Annotated in this window: 23 protein-coding genes; 8 read left to right on the top strand and 15 right to left on the bottom strand. The window is 61.3% G+C overall.

What is annotated here, in order from left to right; all coding sequences use genetic code 11:
* Positions 1-5: 5 nt before the first annotated feature.
* Positions 6-1,301 carry a gephyrin-like molybdotransferase Glp gene (gene glp, locus ACKFRT_RS00255; protein WP_296214293.1) on the bottom strand — a complete coding sequence of 432 codons (1,296 nt, stop codon included), beginning with the start codon at positions 1,299-1,301 and terminating at the stop codon, positions 6-8.
* A gap of 30 nt (positions 1,302-1,331) precedes the next feature.
* Positions 1,332-2,249, bottom strand: coding sequence for a UTP--glucose-1-phosphate uridylyltransferase (locus tag ACKFRT_RS00250; protein ID WP_296214291.1), 918 nt, complete (start codon positions 2,247-2,249; stop codon positions 1,332-1,334).
* Between the two features lie 135 nt (positions 2,250-2,384).
* Here ACKFRT_RS00250 and ACKFRT_RS00245 point away from each other — a divergent pair, with 135 nt between their 5' ends.
* Together ACKFRT_RS00245 and mscL are read left to right on the top strand one after the other, a co-directional pair.
* Positions 2,385-2,981, top strand: coding sequence for a 5-formyltetrahydrofolate cyclo-ligase (locus tag ACKFRT_RS00245; protein WP_408925325.1), 597 nt, complete (start codon positions 2,385-2,387; stop codon positions 2,979-2,981).
* A 52-nt stretch (positions 2,982-3,033) separates the two neighbouring features.
* Positions 3,034-3,465 carry a large conductance mechanosensitive channel protein MscL gene (mscL, locus tag ACKFRT_RS00240; RefSeq protein WP_408925324.1) on the top strand — a complete coding sequence of 144 codons (432 nt, stop codon included), beginning with the start codon at positions 3,034-3,036 and terminating at the stop codon, positions 3,463-3,465.
* 19 nt (positions 3,466-3,484) lie between these two features.
* On the opposite strand, the gene ACKFRT_RS00235 is transcribed toward mscL, so the two are convergent.
* The 7 genes from ACKFRT_RS00235 to ACKFRT_RS00205 form a co-directional block, all read right to left on the bottom strand.
* Positions 3,485-3,694 carry a hypothetical protein gene (locus tag ACKFRT_RS00235; protein ID WP_408925323.1) on the bottom strand — a complete coding sequence of 70 codons (210 nt, stop codon included), beginning with the start codon at positions 3,692-3,694 and terminating at the stop codon, positions 3,485-3,487.
* A 1-nt stretch (position 3,695) separates the two neighbouring features.
* Positions 3,696-4,283: a molybdenum cofactor biosynthesis protein B gene (locus ACKFRT_RS00230; protein ID WP_296214430.1), complete on the bottom strand. Its 588-nt coding sequence runs from the start codon at positions 4,281-4,283 to the stop codon at positions 3,696-3,698.
* A gap of 159 nt (positions 4,284-4,442) precedes the next feature.
* Entirely contained in the window at positions 4,443-6,101 is a 1,659-nt protein-coding gene (locus ACKFRT_RS00225) for a trypsin-like peptidase domain-containing protein (RefSeq protein WP_408925322.1), read from the bottom strand.
* A gap of 166 nt (positions 6,102-6,267) precedes the next feature.
* A complete protein-coding gene (locus ACKFRT_RS00220; protein ID WP_408925321.1) occupies positions 6,268-7,686 on the bottom strand; it encodes a sensor histidine kinase in 1,419 nt (472 codons plus the stop codon).
* 125 nt (positions 7,687-7,811) lie between these two features.
* A complete protein-coding gene (locus ACKFRT_RS00215; protein WP_296214281.1) occupies positions 7,812-8,507 on the bottom strand; it encodes a response regulator transcription factor in 696 nt (231 codons plus the stop codon).
* A 204-nt stretch (positions 8,508-8,711) separates the two neighbouring features.
* Positions 8,712-8,879, bottom strand: coding sequence for a 50S ribosomal protein L32 (gene rpmF / locus ACKFRT_RS00210; RefSeq protein ID WP_011273951.1), 168 nt, complete (start codon positions 8,877-8,879; stop codon positions 8,712-8,714).
* Positions 8,880-8,945: 66 nt separating this feature from the next.
* Complete coding sequence (locus ACKFRT_RS00205) at positions 8,946-9,209, bottom strand: type B 50S ribosomal protein L31 (RefSeq protein WP_005293662.1); 264 nt, start codon at positions 9,207-9,209, stop codon at positions 8,946-8,948.
* Positions 9,210-9,672: 463 nt separating this feature from the next.
* Here ACKFRT_RS00205 and rpmB point away from each other — a divergent pair, with 463 nt between their 5' ends.
* From rpmB to ACKFRT_RS00175, 6 genes are all read left to right on the top strand, one after another.
* Positions 9,673-9,909: a 50S ribosomal protein L28 gene (rpmB, locus tag ACKFRT_RS00200; protein WP_005293665.1), complete on the top strand. Its 237-nt coding sequence runs from the start codon at positions 9,673-9,675 to the stop codon at positions 9,907-9,909.
* Positions 9,910-9,911: 2 nt separating this feature from the next.
* On the top strand, positions 9,912-10,076 hold the full coding sequence (gene rpmG / locus ACKFRT_RS00195; protein ID WP_005279910.1) for a 50S ribosomal protein L33: 165 nt from the start codon (positions 9,912-9,914) through the stop codon (positions 10,074-10,076).
* 3 nt (positions 10,077-10,079) lie between these two features.
* Positions 10,080-10,385 (top strand): 30S ribosomal protein S14, encoded by a 306-nt coding sequence (gene rpsN, locus ACKFRT_RS00190; RefSeq protein ID WP_005293669.1) that lies wholly within the window; start codon positions 10,080-10,082, stop codon positions 10,383-10,385.
* Between the two features lie 15 nt (positions 10,386-10,400).
* Positions 10,401-10,649, top strand: a complete 249-nt coding sequence (gene rpsR, locus ACKFRT_RS00185; RefSeq protein ID WP_005293672.1) for a 30S ribosomal protein S18 — start codon at positions 10,401-10,403, stop codon at positions 10,647-10,649.
* 275 nt (positions 10,650-10,924) lie between these two features.
* On the top strand, positions 10,925-11,722 hold the full coding sequence (locus ACKFRT_RS00180; RefSeq protein WP_408925320.1) for an RDD family protein: 798 nt from the start codon (positions 10,925-10,927) through the stop codon (positions 11,720-11,722).
* 45 nt (positions 11,723-11,767) lie between these two features.
* On the top strand, positions 11,768-12,712 hold the full coding sequence (locus tag ACKFRT_RS00175) for an AEC family transporter (RefSeq protein WP_408925319.1): 945 nt from the start codon (positions 11,768-11,770) through the stop codon (positions 12,710-12,712).
* On the opposite strand, the gene ACKFRT_RS00170 is transcribed toward ACKFRT_RS00175, so the two are convergent.
* From ACKFRT_RS00170 to ACKFRT_RS00145, 6 genes are all read right to left on the bottom strand, one after another.
* Positions 12,701-13,186 (bottom strand): CD225/dispanin family protein, encoded by a 486-nt coding sequence (locus ACKFRT_RS00170; RefSeq protein WP_408925318.1) that lies wholly within the window; start codon positions 13,184-13,186, stop codon positions 12,701-12,703. The genes ACKFRT_RS00175 and ACKFRT_RS00170 overlap by 12 nt on opposite strands.
* Positions 13,187-13,293: 107 nt before the next feature.
* On the bottom strand, positions 13,294-13,752 hold the full coding sequence (locus ACKFRT_RS00165; protein WP_296214273.1) for a DUF2752 domain-containing protein: 459 nt from the start codon (positions 13,750-13,752) through the stop codon (positions 13,294-13,296).
* A complete protein-coding gene (locus ACKFRT_RS00160) occupies positions 13,743-14,936 on the bottom strand; it encodes an acetyl-CoA C-acetyltransferase (protein WP_408925317.1) in 1,194 nt (397 codons plus the stop codon). Before ACKFRT_RS00160 ends, ACKFRT_RS00165 begins: the two co-directional genes overlap by 10 nt.
* 106 nt (positions 14,937-15,042) lie before the next feature.
* On the bottom strand, positions 15,043-15,684 hold the full coding sequence (locus tag ACKFRT_RS00155; RefSeq protein WP_408925316.1) for a CoA transferase subunit B: 642 nt from the start codon (positions 15,682-15,684) through the stop codon (positions 15,043-15,045).
* Positions 15,681-16,457, bottom strand: coding sequence for a CoA transferase subunit A (locus ACKFRT_RS00150; protein WP_408925315.1), 777 nt, complete (start codon positions 16,455-16,457; stop codon positions 15,681-15,683). Before ACKFRT_RS00150 ends, ACKFRT_RS00155 begins: the two co-directional genes overlap by 4 nt.
* 29 nt (positions 16,458-16,486) lie before the next feature.
* Positions 16,487-18,181 carry an AMP-binding protein gene (locus ACKFRT_RS00145; RefSeq protein ID WP_408925314.1) on the bottom strand — a complete coding sequence of 565 codons (1,695 nt, stop codon included), beginning with the start codon at positions 18,179-18,181 and terminating at the stop codon, positions 16,487-16,489.
* Between the last annotated feature and the right edge of the window lie 42 nt (positions 18,182-18,223).

Below are 18,223 nucleotides of genomic sequence, written 5' to 3'. Positions count from 1 at the left end.
GAAGGCTATTCCTTATTGCTGAGGAACAGCACATCCACAACTTGGCCCGGCGCGACATCCGTCACGTCCGAGGGCACCACGATCAGGCAGTTCGCCTGCCCGTGACTGCCCAGCAGATGAGTCGGCTCGCCGCCGTTAGCTGCACCAAGGGGATCCACCAGAAACTCGCGGGTCTCGCGGTCGCGCATCAACTGGCCGCGGATAAAACCACGGCGGCCGGGGGCAGAGGCAATGCCGGCGATCGTGCGAGCTGGGACCACGCGACGGGTGGCTTGGCGGCGCCCACGGATCAGCTGCACTAGCGGACGCACCATCACCTCGAAGGCTACAAGCGCGGCGGACGGGTTGGCAGGCAGCAGGAAGGTCGGCACCTTGTCCTGCCCCAGCGTGCCGAAGCCCATGACGGAGCCGGGGTGCATGGCGATGCGCTGGATATCCATCTCCCCCATCTCGGAGAGAATCTCCCGCAGCTCGTCGCTGGCGGCACCGCCGACCGCGCCGGAGATCACGACAACCTCAGAGCGCAGCAACTGGCTTTCAATAACCTCGCGCATCTTGCGCGGCTCGCCACCCAAAATTCCCACGCGGTGAACGTCCGCGCCGGCCTCGCGAGCCGCAGCTGACAAGGCATAGGAGTTCACGTCGTAGACCTGCCCCACTGCCGGGTCGCGGTCAATGTCCAGCAGTTCTCGACCGAAGGAGAGCACCGACAGTCGCGGGCGCGGGTAGACCAACACCTTGGAGCGGCCTACGGCGGCCAGCAGGCCCACTTGAGCTGCGCCGATAACGGCGCCTTCCTCTACGACCACGTCGCCGGGCTGCACATCAGAACCCTTGCGATGCACGAACTCGCCGGAAGCGATGGCCTCCAGCGGGCGAATCTTACGGCCTTCTTTTTCCACCCAATCCAGCGGCAGGACGGAATCCGCCAAGGTCGGTAGCGGTGCCCCCATCTCCACGCGCACCGCCTGGCGCGGCTGCAGACGAATCGGGCGCAGGGAGCCCGCCGTGACATCGCCGACGATGGGCAGGGTTTCCTTCACCCCGCTGGTGTTCTCCGCGGCGCCCTCTGCTGTGTGCTCGGGCTCGCCTCCGCGGGCCACCGAAAGCGCCTGTCGAATGTCTACGCTGCGCACGGCGTAACCGTCAATGGCTGCCTGGTCGAAACCAGGCAACGGTTCGGTACCCTCTACCCTTTCGGCGCAGCGCAACCCCAGGGTCTCGGTGATCGCGATGCGCACTGGCTCGGGAGTCACCGCCGCAGAGGTGATGATTGCCAGTTGTTCTTCGACCGATCGCATGAGGGGTTCCCTTCAGCTTGAGGAAGCTTTCTAGTTTTCCTGATCCAGACGCTCGCGCAGCCAGTTCTTCAGGCTGGGGCCATACGTCTCATTCTGCAACGCAAAATCGACGCACGCCCGAATGTACCCACCCGGATTGCCCAAGTCGTGGCGCAGGCCGTGGTGGACGATGATGTGCACGGGGTGCCCCTCGGTGATCATCAACTCAATGGCGTCGGTGATCTGGATTTCTCCGCCCTTGCCTGGCTTGGTGCGGCGTAGCGCATCGAACACCTGGCGGTCCAGCAGGTATCGTCCCGTTGCCACGAAGTTGGACGGAGCGTCCTCCACCGCGGGCTTTTCCACCATGCCCTTAACGATTTTCACGTCGGCGTGGTCTGCCTCGTCGATCTCGAAGACTCCGTAGTTGCTGGTCTCCTCGCGGGGCACCTCGAAGGCGCACAGCACAGAGCCACCGTACTGCTGGCGCACAGCCAGCATCTTCTCCATCACGCCCATCGGCAGCACCAGGTCGTCCGGCAGCATAACGGCGAAGCAATCCTCGTCGTCATCTAGCACCTCCTCGGCCAGCCCGATAGCGTGGCCCAGCCCCAGCGGCTTTTCCTGTTCCACCGCCACCACGTCGATCAGCCCGTCGGTGGCGCGCACCTTGTTTAGCTGGTCGGTTTTGTTGCGCTGCTCCAGAGTGCTTTCCAGCTCTGCGTCGGTATCAAAGTGCCCTAGCACTCCGCCCTTCTTCGGCGCCGTGACGATGGCCAAGCGATCCGCGCCGGCATCGGCGGCCTCCTTCGCGATAAGTTCGATCCCTGGAGTGTCTACGACGGGGAGCAGCTCCTTGGGAACGGTCTTGGTGGCGGGCAGGAAGCGGGTTCCAAGCCCGGCAGCCGGGACCACAACGGTACGCAGGTCGGCTCGCTCGGACGTGGAGATCGTAGGGCTAGAAGTCATGCCGGAATAGTAGCGCTTATGGGCAAGAGTTTGTGCTCTACACACCGCCCACGCTGTGTTTTATTTTGCGGATCAAGCATTTCCCTCGCCGCAGCCACCACGCAGGAGGCCCGAAAGGCATTAGGCTCAAGAGCGATGAACGATCTCTCCGCCCGCAAGAAGCGCGCCCGCTCCGACATCCGCGCGGCCCGCACCCGCCGCGTCCCACTGCGCCCAGAGCGCGATCAGCGCATCCAAGCAAACCTCCTGGCCGCGCTTGCTGACCTTCCGGAAGACACGTCCGACCTCACCATCGCCGCATTCGTACCCCTCGCGGACGAACCTGGTGGCGGCGACCTGCACACCACCCTCGCTACCACCGGCGCCCGCGTGCTTCTGCCCCGGGTTTCTCGCGGAGACACCCCCCGCCTCGAGTGGGTCGAATTTCAGCCGGATAGCCCCAATCTCGCCCCGGGCACCTGGGGCATCCTCGAACCCATAGGTAATGCAGTTCACAGTTTTCCTGCCTGTGCGGATGTAATTATTACGCCTGGACTGTCGATTGATTACCATGGGAAACGGCTCGGGCAGGGTGGCGGTTTTTATGACCGCGCTCTGGCCAACCGCCCGGCGCATGTGAAGGTGTGGGCCCTGATAGACCACGAAGAGTTCACGCGCGACGTACCCAGCCAAGATCACGATCTGGTCGTAGACGCTGTGCTCAACGACCTCGGTTTCTTCCCCATCATTTAGTCGCTTGAATGGTCTGCGCTAGACCGCGGACAGGAAAGGTCTTTTCAGCATCATGCTTGAAGGTTTTAAGAAGTTCATCATGCGCGGCAATGTCATGGAACTTGCCGTCGCCGTCATCATCGGCGGTGCCTTCACCGCCATCGTTACCGCTTTCACCAGCGGCATCATCGAGCCTCTACTGGCTGCCATCGGTGGTTCCCCCGAGTTCGGCTTGGGCTTCCACCTGCGCGAGGGTAACCCCTCCACCTTCGTAAACATCGGCGCCGTACTGACCGCTGCCGTGAACTTCCTGATCATCGCCGGTGTGATTTACTTCCTGATGATCATGCCGATGAACAAGCTGGCGGAGATGAACGCCCGCCGCAAGGGCATCGAGCCCGAGGAGGCTGCAGCCACCGAGACCGAGCTGTTGGCAGAAATCCGCGACCTGCTCATCGAGCAGCGCGGCGGTGAGGCCGAGCCGACCGGCAAGCACGCTCACTAAGTCCGGTTAGTCGAGCTCTCTAACCCCAATGCGGCGGGCGCTGTTGTTCTAAGTAGTGGCGATCCTGTTCCGCATCGGGGCGATCGTCACCCCACTCATCCCGGGAAGGGTTTGGGTGGGGTTTTGTCGTTCCGGAGGCCATGGCGTCCAAAAAAGCAGCACCCGAACCGCCGCCTTGCCCGGCCTTGCCTACCTTGCCGAAGAACCTGCGACCACGGCTGGTGCCCATGCTAGGCCCGGCTGTTCATGTCGCCCACAACGTGGCGAACCAGCGGGCCGAGGGTAGCCATGCCATCGCGGATCGCGCCACGGGAACCGGCGATGTTGACGACCACAGTGGAACCAGAGATGCCAGCAACTCCACGGGACAGCCCCGCGTCCAGCGAATTCGCCGCAAGGCCGGAGGCACGCAGGGCTTCTGCCACGCCCGGGATCTTGCGATCCAGCTCGGCGCGGGTGGCTTCTGGCGTTTTGTCACGCGGACCGGTGCCCGTACCGCCAATGGTGACAACGAGGTCCGCGCCTCCGACGACGGCCGTCTGGATGGCCTTGCGGATTGCCGACTTCCGGGACTCAACGCTCAAGACCGCGTCGACGAAGAAACCTTCTTCTGCCAGCAATTCAGCAACCAACTCGCCGTTCTTGGCTTTTTCCTCTGGGAAGTCCGTGACCAGCACGACCATCGCGTGCACCGGAGGCTCGTCGCTCAGTTCCTCGCGAGTGCGCTCCTCGGCATCCAGGGAGTGGAACAGTTCGTCATCCGGCTCTGGGATTTCCTCTGCCAGCCGATCCACCTGCGCGTGGTCCACGGACTTCATAGCCGCGACCTCATTGATGTCCGCAGACTTTCCTTTAGCCCTACGAGCGGCCACTGCGATCCTCCTGAAATAAAAACGAACGTAACTAATAAGGTATCCCGTTCGCCCTCTTCTGTACAGACGAAAGGGATAGCGATATTTCCAGCGATTGGGCAGCAGTTATTCGGCCGTGGTGAGCGTCAGCTCCACCTCTCGCTCCTCACCATCGCGACCCCGAACCTTGAGTTTTACCTTGTCGCCCACGGCGTGAGAGCGGATAGCGGCGATAAGACCCACGCCTGAATCCACGCGGCGCTCGTCGACGTGAGTAACCAGGTCGCCCTTTTTCAGTCCAGCCTTGTCGGCGGGGCTGTCTTTGTTCACGTCAGCGATGACGGCGCCCATTTCCTCAGAACGGGTGTTGACCTTCGCGCCGATGATCGGGTGCTCGGCCTTGCCGTTATCAATCAGCTGCTTGGAGATCCGCTCGGCCTGGTTAATTGGGATGGCAAAGCCCAGACCGATGGAACCAGCGACCTCGCCACCGCCCGTGGAAGCGATGACAGATGGGATGCCGATGAGCTTGCCTTCCATATCCACCAGGGCGCCACCGGAGTTACCGGGGTTGATGGAGGCATCGGTCTGGATAGCGTCGATAAGGGAGGCCTCGCCCCCGTCCTCGCCGGAGGCCTGCACGGGACGGTTCTTTGCCGATACGATGCCGGTGGTGACGGTAGCGGATAGCCCCAGGGGCGAGCCGATAGCCATAACGTCCTCGCCCACGTTCACCGCATCCGAATCGCCGAACTCGATAGGGGTGAGGTCCGTGACGTTCTTCGCCTTGATCACCGCGATATCGGTCTGCGGGTCAGTCGCGACAACCTCAGCCTCCAGCACGCGGCCATCGTTGAGGACGACCTCCATCTTCGCGCGCCCGCCCTCAGCGTCGGCGACGACGTGATTGTTCGTCAAGATCATGCCATCGGAGGAGATGATTGAGCCGGACCCCTCGTCGCCACCGCGAGACGTCATGACCTGAATGGAGACCACAGAGGGAAGAACCTTGTTGGCCACGTCGGTAGTACTGCCCGGCTCAACGGGGTTAGAGGCCTTTTTCTCCTGCGCAGACCTATTCGAGCTATTCGAGTTGTCGAACGACGAAGTGGCATTGTTGCTTGAGTTATTGTCATTCAGCTGGTCCATACCCACGTAAGTCACAGCGGAGGCGAGCACCGCACCGGCCAGCAGCAGTGCTGCAACTGCGGGAGTGGACCAGCGCTTCTTTTCTCGCGGCTGGGCATTAAGCTGCGGCATGAAGGGGTCGTTATGTGGATCCTGGTTCTGGGCCAATGCCGGATCCACACCTGGCTCCGGGGCTAGCCCCCCACTCTGGGCGACCCCCGCGTTCTGAGCCAGTGCCGGGTTCTGGGATGAGTTCGGAACCACGCTCGGGGAAGAACTCGGGGAAGAACTCGGCACCAAGGCCGGGTCGTAGGGAGCGACAGATTCCATCTGTCCCGTGGGCGCCCCGCTCGGACCAGCGTCTGGCCCAGCACCCGGCACGGCGCCTGGCCTTGCGGCCGGATCGGCAGCCGGATCAGCGGGCCCCGCATAAGTCCCCGGATGCTGCGGCTGCCCCTGCTGCCCATTCCAATGAATTTGGCCACGGTTCGCTGCACCACTAATCGGGCGACTTTTAGCCGGACCGTCCGCGCGGCCGCTCGCACCTGCTCCAGACTCTGCCACCGGATCTGCCTTCTGGTTCGCCTTCTGGCCTGCGCCAGAAAAGTCCGGCTCCCCGGGCATCCGCTTCCCCGCCCCCGACGTGTTCTCACCCATATTGTCTTCCCTTTCGTTCATGGCGACCGGTATGTCCGTAATGCAGTATGTCTGTTATGTATGTAGTTCAGCGCTACACGCACTGTAGGTTTTCTGTCAGTTTAAGGAAAAAACGTATAGAAAAGTTCCCAAACCTTTCTTGCGAGCATTTAACTGATTTGCCCGTCTAGTCCGGATGCCCCGGTAGTACGGCACGCATCAGGGCACCGCCGTCATCGGACTCGTCGGCGACGATCACTCCGTGATGCCTCTCGATGACCTGCTTCACGATCGCCAGCCCCAGGCCGGAGCCAGGCATCGAGCGTGCCTTGATCGAACGATAGAAGCGGTCGAACACCTTTTCTCGATCCTGCTGTGGGATACCAGGCCCCGAATCCGCCACGCGGATCTCCACTTCCTGCTGTGCTGGCACGTCGGCGTCGGAGCCTGTGGCCTCGCTACCCTCACTACCAATTGGCTGCATCCAGACGCGCACGACACCGCCCTCGGGCGACCACTTCGCGGCGTTATCCAGCAAGTTCAGCAGTGCGCGCGACAGTGCGAAGGAATCACCCTGCAGGTGCCAATCGATCAGGTGCGTATCGAAAGTCACGTCGGGTCGACGGCGCTGCACACGCTCGATGCCTTGGGTGATCAATTCAGAAATCTCAACCGTACTTAAGACCTCCGGGTTTGAATCCTCGCGCGCAAGGTCTACGAGGTCGCCAATAAGCCCGCTCATCTCGTCGATCTGCGCGATCACGTCGCGCTCTAGGTCCTTGCGATCCTGGTCGCTGATGCCGGGGCCGTCCTTTCGTTGCGACGCCAACATCAGCAGCTCCACGTTGGTGCGCAGTGACGTCAGAGGGGTCTTAAGCTCGTGCGAAGCATCTGCAACGAGGTTTTTCTGCTTCGTCTGCGCCTCTTGCAACGCGTTCATCATGTTGTTGAAAGAGTCCGTCAGTGCGCCCAGCTCGTCGTGCGAGTACACGGGGATTTGGCGCAGCTCACCAGTGCGGGAGACCTCATCGGCCGCTCGGCGCAGGCGCGTGATCGGCTGAATTCCCGAGTTCGCCACCGCAATACCCGCGATGATGGAGGCGATAAAGCCAGTCACCGCAATAAGGATCAGCACCAGCCACAACGATTCCAGTGTTTGGTTGGTAAAGGCGATATCAAGGCGCAGCACAATCACGCGACCGTCTAGGGCGGCGATGGCGAAGCTACGCTTGTCACCTTCAGATTCGAAGGTGTACGGGTCGTCCCCCACAAGTACAGAGATTTCGTTGGGGCTGAGAATGCCCTCGAACTTATGCACCGGCGCCCGCCGCCCAGCTTGTTCGGCGGGGACGACGAGCACGCTCATGTTGTTATCGGAATCGAAAAAGCGGGGGCGATAATCTTCGCCTTCCCCGGTTTCGGTAACAGGGAACTCGAATCCCGAGTCGATGTAGGACTGCGCCTGAGTCTGCAGCGTCTTGTCCATCTCCTGCGACAGCACCTGTTTTACGGTGGCGTAGGAAGAGAAGGTGATAATCGCGATACACAGCATCACCACAATGGCGGTCAGTGCAGCCAAGCGTACGCGCAGGGACAGTCCACGCACAGAAAAGCGGAGGGATTGAACTAACCGCCCCCTCCGGCTATCGCTTCGAACATCCGCTTCCTCCCGGTCGGAGGAAGTAAGGTCGGACTCTACCGAGAGGAGATCCTCTGGGAGCCTACGCAGGATCACGGTGCGGTCTCACGCAGCGCGTAACCCACCCCTCGAACCGTGTGGATCAGTCGCGTCTCACCGTTCGCCTCGGTCTTGCGGCGAAGGTAGCCGATGTAGACCTCGAGTGCGTTGCCAGAGGTCGGGAAGTCGTAGCCCCAAACCTCCTCCAGGATGGTGGTGCGGGAAAGCACCTTGCGCGGGTTGTTCATCAACAACTCCAGTAGGGCGAACTCCGTGCGGGTCAGGCTGATCTGGCGGTCACCGCGAAACACGTCGCGGGTCTCCGGGTTTAGGGTCAGGTCCTCGAAGCGCAGCGGCTCGCGGGTTTCCCCTTCCTGGATCGCCGGGCGGGCCGCACGGCGGAACAGCGAGCGGGTGCGAGCCAGGAGCTCCTCCAGCGCAAAAGGCTTCGGCAGGTAGTCGTCGGCGCCAGCATCCAGGCCAGCTACGCGCTCTTCCACGGAATCGCGGGCGGTCAGCAGCAGGATCGGCAGGTCGTCGCCGTGGCTACGCAATTCGCGGCACACATCCAAGCCGTCCTTCTTCGGCATCATCACATCGAGGATTGCCAGATCCGGTCGTTCGTCGGCGATGAATTTAAGAGCTTCCTCGCCATCCGTTGCCAGAACGACAGTGTAGCCGTTAAAGATCAGAGATCGGCGCAGGGATTCGCGCACTGCCTGATCATCATCTACAACAAGAATCTTCATGTTCTCCATTGTGCCTACGAATCCGCTACAGTGCCCGCGCGCAACGACATTTTTAAGGAAAGCACAGGAAGTTATCGATTAAACGCCGCCCACGTCAGGCACCGCTGGGTACGCAAAAACCCCGCCACACACTGCGTGCGACGGGGTGGCGCTGCTTTGGCGCTGCTGGGCTCTTTGCTTAGCCCGCATGGAACTAGACGGAGACTAGTCCAAATCGATCAGACCCAGCTGGGCAGCCTTCACCAGACGGCGAGGGATCTGCACATCCTGGCCCTGAACCTTAACGTGCTGCAGAGCAACGTTGTCGGCCTTCCACTGGGAACGGCGGGAGTGCGTGTTTGCGCGGGACATACGGCGCTTCGGTACTGCCATTGTCTTCTACCTCCTTATTAAAGGTGCGAAATAGGTTTCTTGTGATCTTCGTGGTGCGAAGAGGTCTTACTTCTTCTTGCGGCGGGTCATGTTGCCGTAGCGACGCTGGAACTTCTCCACGCGGCCGGCGGTATCCATGACGCGCTGAGCGCCGGTCCAGAAGGGGTGGGACTCGCTGGTCACGTCAACGACGATGAGCGGGTACTCATTGCCGTCTTCCCATTCAACGGTGCGGTCGGAGGTAGCGGTGGAGCGAGTGATGAACTGGTGTCCGGTGCTCGCATCCTTGAAGACTACGGGGTGGTAGTCGGGGTGGATATCCTTTTTCATAGTTTCCTTCTATTCCCTAGGTATGTGTACAACAGGTCGGTCCCGTGCGTTACTTGCGCGGGTCGTGCCTGAGTCGGGTCATAAAAAGCGGCGCGCCTTCTTTTTTACGGACGCCCCCTGAGGCCAGCCCGCTAAGCGAGTGGATTCTGGGCGCAACAAAGTCGGTCGCACAACGAGGAATTATCATAGCGAAAGATAAGGCCGTAAAGAAAATCGCGTTTCCCGAGCTGGAATGGAAGCAACCGGGGCCTAGGGGCGTCAGAAACAGCGATTAGGTTATGGCGCGACAGTGCGGTAACGTTAGCTCCCGCTGTTGTCTATGTAAACGTCATCGCCGGACAGATTTTAGGCTAGATACGCTAGATGCAGCGCCCCACCACGTAAAACTCAAGGCCCGTCTAACCATGGGTTTTAGATGTGCGCGGCGCTGGCACCTTTGATCTCCGGCGGAAGGAGAAAACCCATGTCGGCATATTGCCAGGTCACGGGACGCAAGCCGAGCTTCGGCAAGTCTGTGTCCCACTCGCACCGCCGCACGAACCGTCGCTGGAACCCGAACATCCAGCGCCGTACGTTCTACTTGCCCTCTGAGGGCCGTTCCATCACGCTGAACGTGTCCACCAAGGGTCTGAAGACCATTGACCGTGACGGCATCGAGTCTGTCGTTGCCAAGATCCGAGCCCGTGGGGAGAAGATCTAACTATGGCACGTAACGATATCCGCCCAATCATCAAGCTGAAGTCTACGGCTGGCACCGGTTACACCTACGTCACCCGTAAGAACAAGCGCAACAACCCGGATCGCATCACTTTGAAGAAGTTCGATCCGATTGCCCGCAAGCACGTCGAATTCCGCGAGGAGCGATAATTTATGGCTAAGAAGTCCATGATCGCGAAGAACGAGCAGCGCAAGGAAATCGTCGCCCGCTACGCGGAGCGTCGCGCTGAGCTCAAGAAGATCATCAAGAACCCGAACAGCACCGACGAGGAGCGCCTGGATGCACAGTGGGAGCTGAACCGTCAGCCCCGCGACGCTTCCCCGGTTCGCGTCCGTAACCGCGACGCAGCCGATGGTCGCCCACGCGGTTACCTGCGTAAGTTCGGCCTGTCCCGTGTACGCGTTCGCAACATGGCTCACCGCGGTGAGCTGCCGGGCGTACGCAAGTCCAGCTGGTAAGGGGGAGCTTTTACAATGAAGCGCACCAACATGAAGAAGGCGCGGATGGAACAGTCCCGCCGCCCGAAGAAGAACCCGCTCAAGGCCGAGGGCATTGAGACGGTTGACTACAAGAACTACGACCTGCTGCGTAAGTTCATCTCCGAGCGTGGCAAGATTCGCTCTCGCCGCGTGACGGGCCTGACCCCGCAGCAGCAGCGTCAGGTTGCCACCGCCGTGAAGAACGCGCGCGAGATGGCACTCCTGCCCTTCCACAGCCGCTAAGCCTCTGTGCCCTGTGGGGCTTGCGACCTAAGGTTGCCAGCCCGAAGACGTTTAACAGACACGATCAAGACCCACGCCCCGCGCGCAAGCGCGAGACAGGCGGTGGGTCTTTTTCGTATCTATGCGCCGACGTTCACGGTCGATGTTCGTACACCCGTGGCACTTTCGCTAAGCTGGCACAGTAAAACTCTTACGCGCCCCCTTGCCCGCCGGGTTGAGAAGGGGCGCTGCCCCCACATCGGGCGCAAGCCGAACAACAGTTAGGAAGCCTGCAGTTGAGCAATAACAACAACTATCCCAACGGCGACTTTGGTTCCAATGATCTGCCGGATTACAACAGCTACACCGGCGGAAACTCCGGCGACTCCAACCCCTACGAGCAGACCGGTTACGACGCGGAACAGAACAGCTACGGCGCTGAACAGGGTGGCTACGGCGCCGAGCAGGCCGGTTACGGCGCCGAGCAGGGTGGCTACGGCGCCGGCGATCCCAATGCTTATGGCGCGCCCGCATTCCCGAATGCTGCGGCCAACAACGGTGCCATGTTCGGCAGCAACCGCCCGGGTGCTTGGAAGCGCCTGCTGGCCCTGATCATCGATAGCCTGTTGGTGCAGGTTGTCTTGGGCGGCATCGTGATGTACGCCATTTGCGGCGCGGAACTGATGGATTGGTTCCAGGCAACCATGAACGCAGAGTCGCCCGATGCGGTAGACGTCCCCTACCCCACCGGCAAGGTTGCGATCTCTAGCCTGATCATGCTGATCGTGTGGCTGGCCTACCGCGTCCTCATGGAGGCCAAGAAGGGCGCCACTATCGGCAAGATGGCCATCGGCGCTCGCGTTATTTCCATAAATGGACAGAACCTGTCCGCCGTCGACTCGCTGAAGCGCAACAGCTGGTACATCCTCGGCGCCGTACTCGGACTCATTCCAAACGTAGGTGGCTTTGTACAGCTCGCGCTGTACATCGCAGTGGGCGTGACCATCGGCCAAAGCCCCGAAAAGCAGTCCTTCACCGATAAGTTCGCCAACGCCTACGTGGTGGACAAGTCCGCGTACTACGGGGTTAACTAAGGTCGCGATTACTGCGCTTAAGGCGCAAACACTTAACATAGCCTCATGTTGAACGTCCTCTCCGGCTTCGCCGTCGTCATCTTTGTCATCGCGATCGGCTTCGGAGTAGGGCGTCTTCGTCTTTTGGGCCCCAACGCGGTCTACACCCTGAACATGTTCGTGTTCTGGATCGCGCTGCCCTGCACGCTGATCACCTTCATGTCCAAGACGGACATCGCCCAGCTTTTCGGGTCGAATCTTCTGGTCGTGGCACTGTCCACCCTCACCACGGGCTTCCTAGCTTTCCTTAGCTATCGCTGGATTACTCGCCGGTCCACCGAGGATTCCATCATCGCGATGCTCGCCTGCACCTACTGCAACGGCTCAAACCTCGGCATCCCGCTGGCCGCACACTTGATGGATGATCCCACCCTTACCCTCCCCGTCATCCTCTTCCAGGTCGGATTCTACGGCCCGCTGAGCGTGCTTGCGCTGGACATGCGCACCGGCAAGCAGACCACCAGCTTCGTCCGTTCTACTGTGCTGACGATCCTGAAGAACCCGCTCATCATCGGCGCCATAATCGGAATCGTCATCTCGCTGCTGCAGCACAACACGGGCTTCATTCTGCCCGGCATTATCGCCGACCCACTGGGAATCATCGCCGATGCCACCGTCGGCTGTGCCCTCATTGCCTTTGGCATGTCGATGGCGGAGGTTCGCGTACTCCAGCCTGGTCTATCGCCCCGTCGTTCTGTGTGGGCGGCGTCGCTGGTCAAAACTGTCGTGCACCCCGCCATCGCCGCGTTCTATGGTGTTTTTCTTTGTGACGCCTCGTCTCAATTGCTTCTAGCCATGGTTCTTCTGGCCGCCCTCCCGACCGGGCAGAACGTATTCACCTACGCTCAGCGGTTCGGTGTGAACAAAGTTTTAGCGCGAGACACCGCAGTGGTTTCCACGGGTCTCGCGCTACCGGTCATGGCGCTAATTATGGTGCTGCTACGAGTCTGATAGTTCGTTTAAGCTCATGCCCAAGATTCCAACGAAGAAGACAAAGTAAAGCACAACGAGAACCACACTGGTTATTACAGAAGCCAGGGCCAGGTTCTTTGCCTTGTTAGAAGCATCTTGTGAGCCCTGGTAGTCGCCTCGGTACCAACGACTTTCCACCTGGGAGGAGTAGTAAATACCCACAGCTCCCAAAGGCAGGCAGCACAAGAGGGTTGTCAGAATCGTGGCCCACATCCAGTTGTCCGGTGGGGTGTTGCCCACGCCCGGCTGGTAGCTCTGCCCCAGCTGCGCGCCGTAACCTGCGGACTGGTTTGGGTAGGCGTTGTTTGAGTAGCTCTGATAGCCGCCATATCCCTGGGACTGACCCTGGTTGGGAGACTGGTCGTACCCACTGTTGTAGGGATAGCCGCTCTGATTCTCCTGCTTGCCGAAAGGATCATCGTTGGAAGGGTTCTGCTCATAAGGATTGGTCATTTGCTTCCTCAGCTTTCACGTTGTTTATCTCGTGATGGTGGGTTCCTGTGTGGGGATTACTTGGTTAAGATACCAAAACAGCCCAGAATGTTCCCGGGATCGAAAATCTACACTCGCAGTTCAAGGAACGGCGAAAATGGCAAGATACGAGCGATAAACCAGAGGCCGATCACTACTCCCACCGCCAGCGGAGCGTGCCGGAAATGCTCCCAGTTGGGAATGCGTTTGCCCCACGATCGTGCGACCCAGACTACCCAACTCCAGATCAACAAAATCACAGCGAGGATTCCAACCGCGTTGTAATGCAGAGCCTCCCCGACATCGCCCTGCACCAGCGCCTGGATCATGCGCATGGAGCCGCAGCCCGGGCAGTTGAAACCAAACAACGCCTTCGTGGGGCACTCCGGGATTGCTCCGCCGGGGGTCTGCGGGTCGGCGGCAGCGATGGCGCAGCACGCGCACACGGCTGCCGCACCAGCTGCTAGGGGCAGCAGCTTTGCAAAAACCCCGGTACCGGCGCCGATGCCAGTACGGCTGCCGCTGCCCGAACGGAGGCTTAGCGCCACAGCAGCAGGGCGTCGCCTTGACCGCCACCGCCACACAGGGAAACGGCGGCCTTGCCGGAGCCGCGGCGCTTCAGCTCGTGTGCAGCGTGAACCACCAGGCGGGCGCCGGAAGCGCCGATCGGGTGGCCCAGGGAGATGCCACCGCCGTGGATGTTGGTCTTGTCCAGCGGGTAGTCGAGGTCCTTGATGGACTGTGCAACCACGGAGGCGAATGCCTCGTTAATCTCCAGGAAGTCCAGGTCGCTGGCCTCCCAGCCTGCCTTCTTCAGCGCCGCGGCGGTGGCCTGCGACGGCTGGGAGTGCAGCTTGGTATCCGGGCCGGCGGTCTGGCCGTACTCGCCCAGGGTGGCGAGGATCTCCAGTCCCTTGGCCTCGGCATTCTCGCGGGTGGTCAGCACCACGGCTGCCGCACCGTCGGAGATCTGGGAGGCAGAAGCGGCGGTGATGGTGCCGTCCTTCACGAAAGCCGGGCGCAGCTTGGCCAGTCCCTCAGCGGTGGTGCCGGGGCGGATGCCCTCGTCGGCGGAGACGGTCACGGTCTCCTTACGGCCTTTGACCTCGATGGAGACGATCTCGTCGTTGAAAGTGCCGTCGTTGGTGGCTGCTTCCGCCAGTTGGTGGGAGCGAGCGGCGATCTCGTCCTGCTCCTCGCGGGTGATGCCGCGCTCGGCGTTCCCCTCGTCGGTCTCCAGCCCCATAGCGGTGCCCTCGTTCGGGTCGGACAGGCCGTCGCGCTCCAGGGAATCCTGCAGCGCCAGGGAGCCGTAGCCCTTGCCCGCGCGCACGCCCGCGGCGATGTGCGGGGCGTTCGTCATGGACTCCTGGCCACCGGCGACGACAATGCTGGCATCGCCCAGGCGGATCAGGCGGGAGGCGTTGATCACGGCATCCAGGCCGGACAGGCACACCTTGTTCACGGTCATTGCGGGGACGTTCATCGGGATACCTGCGGCCACCGCGGACTGCTTCGCCGGGTTCTGGCCGGAGCCTGCCTGCACGACCTGGCCCATCAGCACGTAATCCACGGCGTCCGCCGACACACCGGAGCGCTCCAGCACGGCCTTGATGGTCTCTGCGCCCAGATCGACCGCGCTCTTCTTAGCCAGCGCGCCGAGCATGCGCCCCTGCGGGGTGCGTGCTGCGCCTACAACGACAATGTCCTTCGGGTCTTCCTGCAAGGTCATCTGATAAATCCTAACTTTCGATACTAGTGGCGTCATCGCTTAAGAAAGCCTGCGTCGTGCCCTCAAGTATGGCACGAACGATGGCCCAGCGAAGCCGATTGGGGGTCTACCCCAGCGCCGTCCTAAACGGCACTGGGGTCTTTTCTTCTATCTCTTCTTTGGTGACGCCAGGTGCCAGCTCCACCAAGGTCAGCCCACCTTCGTCGCGGTCGAAAACCGCAAGGTCAGTGATGATCCGATCGACCACGCCGAGGCCCGTAGTCGGTAGCGTGAGCTCCTCGATGAGCTTCGGCTCCCCGGTCTTGGTGGTGTGATCCATGAGGACGATCACGCGGCGCGCGCCGACAACCAGATCCATGGCGCCCCCCATGCCCTTAACCATCTTGCCGGGCACCATCCAGTTGGCGATGTCTCCGCGGGTGTTGACCTCCATGGCGCCGAGGATGGCGACGTCTATCTTGCCAGCGCGGATCATACCGAAGCTTAAGGCAGAATCGAAGTAGCTGGTGCCGGGCAATGCTGTGACTGTCTCCTTGCCCGCGTTGATGAGGTCCGGATCTGCGTGACCGGCCTCCGGGTAGGGGCCGATGCCCAGCATGCCGTTTTCCGATTGCAGGGAAACGGTCACGCCCTCCGGCACATAGTTAGGCACCAGGGTGGGCATGCCGATGCCGAGGTTTACGTACTGGCCGTCTTCGAGTTCCTGGGCAGCACGGGCGGCCATTTCTTGCCTGGTCCAGCCGGTCATCGCACGGTCTCCTTTTCAATCATCTTGTCGGCTGCCTGTTCCGGGGTAAGTTCCACGATTCGGTGGACGAACACGCCGGGCAGGTGAATGTCGTCTGGGTCGAGCTCGCCAACCTCCACGACCTTTTCGGCCTCCACGATGCAAATCTTTCCGCTCATGGCAGCCAGGGGGTTGAAATTGCGGGCGGTCTTGGCGAAGCGCAGGTTGCCGTCCTTGTCGGCTACGGCGGCGCGGATGAGCCCAAAGTCAGCGCGGATAGCGGTTTCCAGCACATAGTCCTCGCCGTCGATGGTGCGAGTTTCTTTCGCTGGAGAGGACACTTCTACCTGGGTTTTGTCTGCCTGGTCGTATTTCCATGGCATACCGCCCTCGGCGACGAGCGTGCCCACGCCGGTGCGGGTGAAGAAGGCGCCTATGCCGGAACCGCCGGCACGCAGCCGCTCCGCCAGGGTGCCCTGCGGGGTGAGCTCTACCTCAAGCTCGCCGTCTAGGTATTGGCGGGCGAACTCCTTGTTCTCGCCGACGTAGCTGGCCACGATGCGGCGCAGCTGGTGGTTCGCCAGCAGCAGCCCCAGGCCACGGCCATCCAGGCCGGCGTTGTTGCTAACCGCTTCCAGGTCTTTGACCTGCGTGCGGCTTATCTCTTCAAGCAAGACCTGTGGGATGCCGCACACCCCGAATCCACCGACGGCCAGGGTGGCGCCGTCTTGAATGTCAGCGATTGCCTCCGCGGCAGTGCGCAGTTTTGAATGATGTGGCGCTGTTGTGCTCACGGTTGCTTCCTTTCTGTTTGGGCTGTTGCCTACTTCTGATAGATCCCGAGCAGCTCCACCGCGTGCTCGCGCAGCTCGACCTTGCGGACCTTGCCCGAAAGCGTCATCGGGAAGGAGTCCACGCACTCGACGTACTTCGGGATCTTGTGGCGAGTCAGGTCGCCAGCACAGAACTCACGAACTGCTGCCTGATCCAACGGCTCGGCGTCCTCGCGCATGATGATGAAGGCCATCAGCTCCTCGCCGTACTTCTCGTCCGGTACACCGACGACCTGCACGTCGGAGATGTCCGGGTGCGCCATAAGGAACTCTTCGATTTCCCGCGGGTAAAGGTTTTCGCCGCCGCGGATTACCATGTCCTTCGCGCGTCCGGTGATGCGCGCGTAGCCTTCCTCGTCCATCGTTCCCAGGTCGCCGGAGTGCATCCAGCCGTCCTCGTCGATGGCGTCCGCCGTCTTACCAGGCATGTCCCAGTAGCCCTGCATCACCAGGAAGCCACGGATCAGGATTTCGCCCTGCTCGCCACGCTTCACGGTCTCTCCGGTCTCGGGGTCCACAATCTTCACTTCGATGTGCGGGTTGGGGCGGCCGACTGTGCCCACGCGCTTCTCGATCGGATCGTCCACCAGCGTCTGATGGCTCACCGGCGAGGTTTCCGTCATGCCGTAAGCAATGGTGATTTCGTTGATGTTCATGATGTCCATCACCTGCCGCATCGTGCGGGTGGGGCAGGCGGTGCCGGACATGATGCCGGTGCGCAGGCTGGAAAGGTCATAGGTCTTGCCCTGGGCCTTGGCGTGCTCAATCTCGTCGAGCTCCGCCATGAACATCGTCGGCACGCCGTACAGGCTGGTGGCCTTGCCGTGCTCGACGGCCTCCAGCACTGACTGCGGGTTGAAGACCGGGCCGGCGATGATCGTCGTTGCACCGTGGGTGATAGCACCCAGGTTGCCCATCACCATGCCGAAGCAGTGGAAGAAGGGAACGGGGATGACGACCTTATCCTGGTCGGTGTACTGCAGGGTCTCCCCCACCAGGTAACCGTTGTTCAGGATGTTGCGGTGGGTCAGGGTGGCGCCCTTGGCCATGCCAGTGGTGCCGGAGGTGTACTGGATGTTGATGGGATCGTCCGGGTGCAGCTGCTCGCGCACCGGGTTCAGGTCCAGGATCGCGTGGTTGGCCAGCTCGTCCCAGCGCTCGGAGCCGAAGAAGATCGTCTCCTTGTAGTTGTGGCGGCTGAACTGGCTTTCCGCAGCGTCGATCATCGCGCGGTAGTTCGAGTCCTTGAAGCGGCCCGCGGAGAACAAGCCCTTCACGCCGGACTGCCCCATGGCGTAAACCAGCTCCTTGTGGCGGTAGGACGGGTTGATGCAGACCAGGATCGCGCCAATCTCGGCAGTGGCGAACTGCACCAGAGTCCACTCCCAGCGGTTGGGGGCCCAGATGCCGATGCGGTCGCCCTTGCGGTATCCGGCGGCGTGCAGGCCGGAAGCCAAGCGCTGCACCTTGCGGTAGAACTCCGTGTACGTAAGGTGCACATCACCGTAGAAGTCGATGATCGCGTCGTGGTCCGGATACTCGGACACGATGCGGGCGAGGCACTGGCCGATGGTCTCGTCCAGCAGGTCTACGTCGGTACGTCCAACCTGGTGCGACAGGGTGGGATCCAGATCCGCCGGGTCGGAAATAACAATCGGGCGGTCGTTGCGAGTCGGGGTAGTCATGGTTATCAACCTTTTCGTGGGAAAGGAATCTTGCGTTGAAGC

Source organism: Corynebacterium jamesii (assembly GCF_046097395.1).
Classification (GTDB): Bacteria; Actinomycetota; Actinomycetes; order Mycobacteriales; family Mycobacteriaceae; genus Corynebacterium.
Note: the sequence above shows the minus strand (reverse complement) of the source record. Positions and strands in the feature narration are given on the sequence as shown.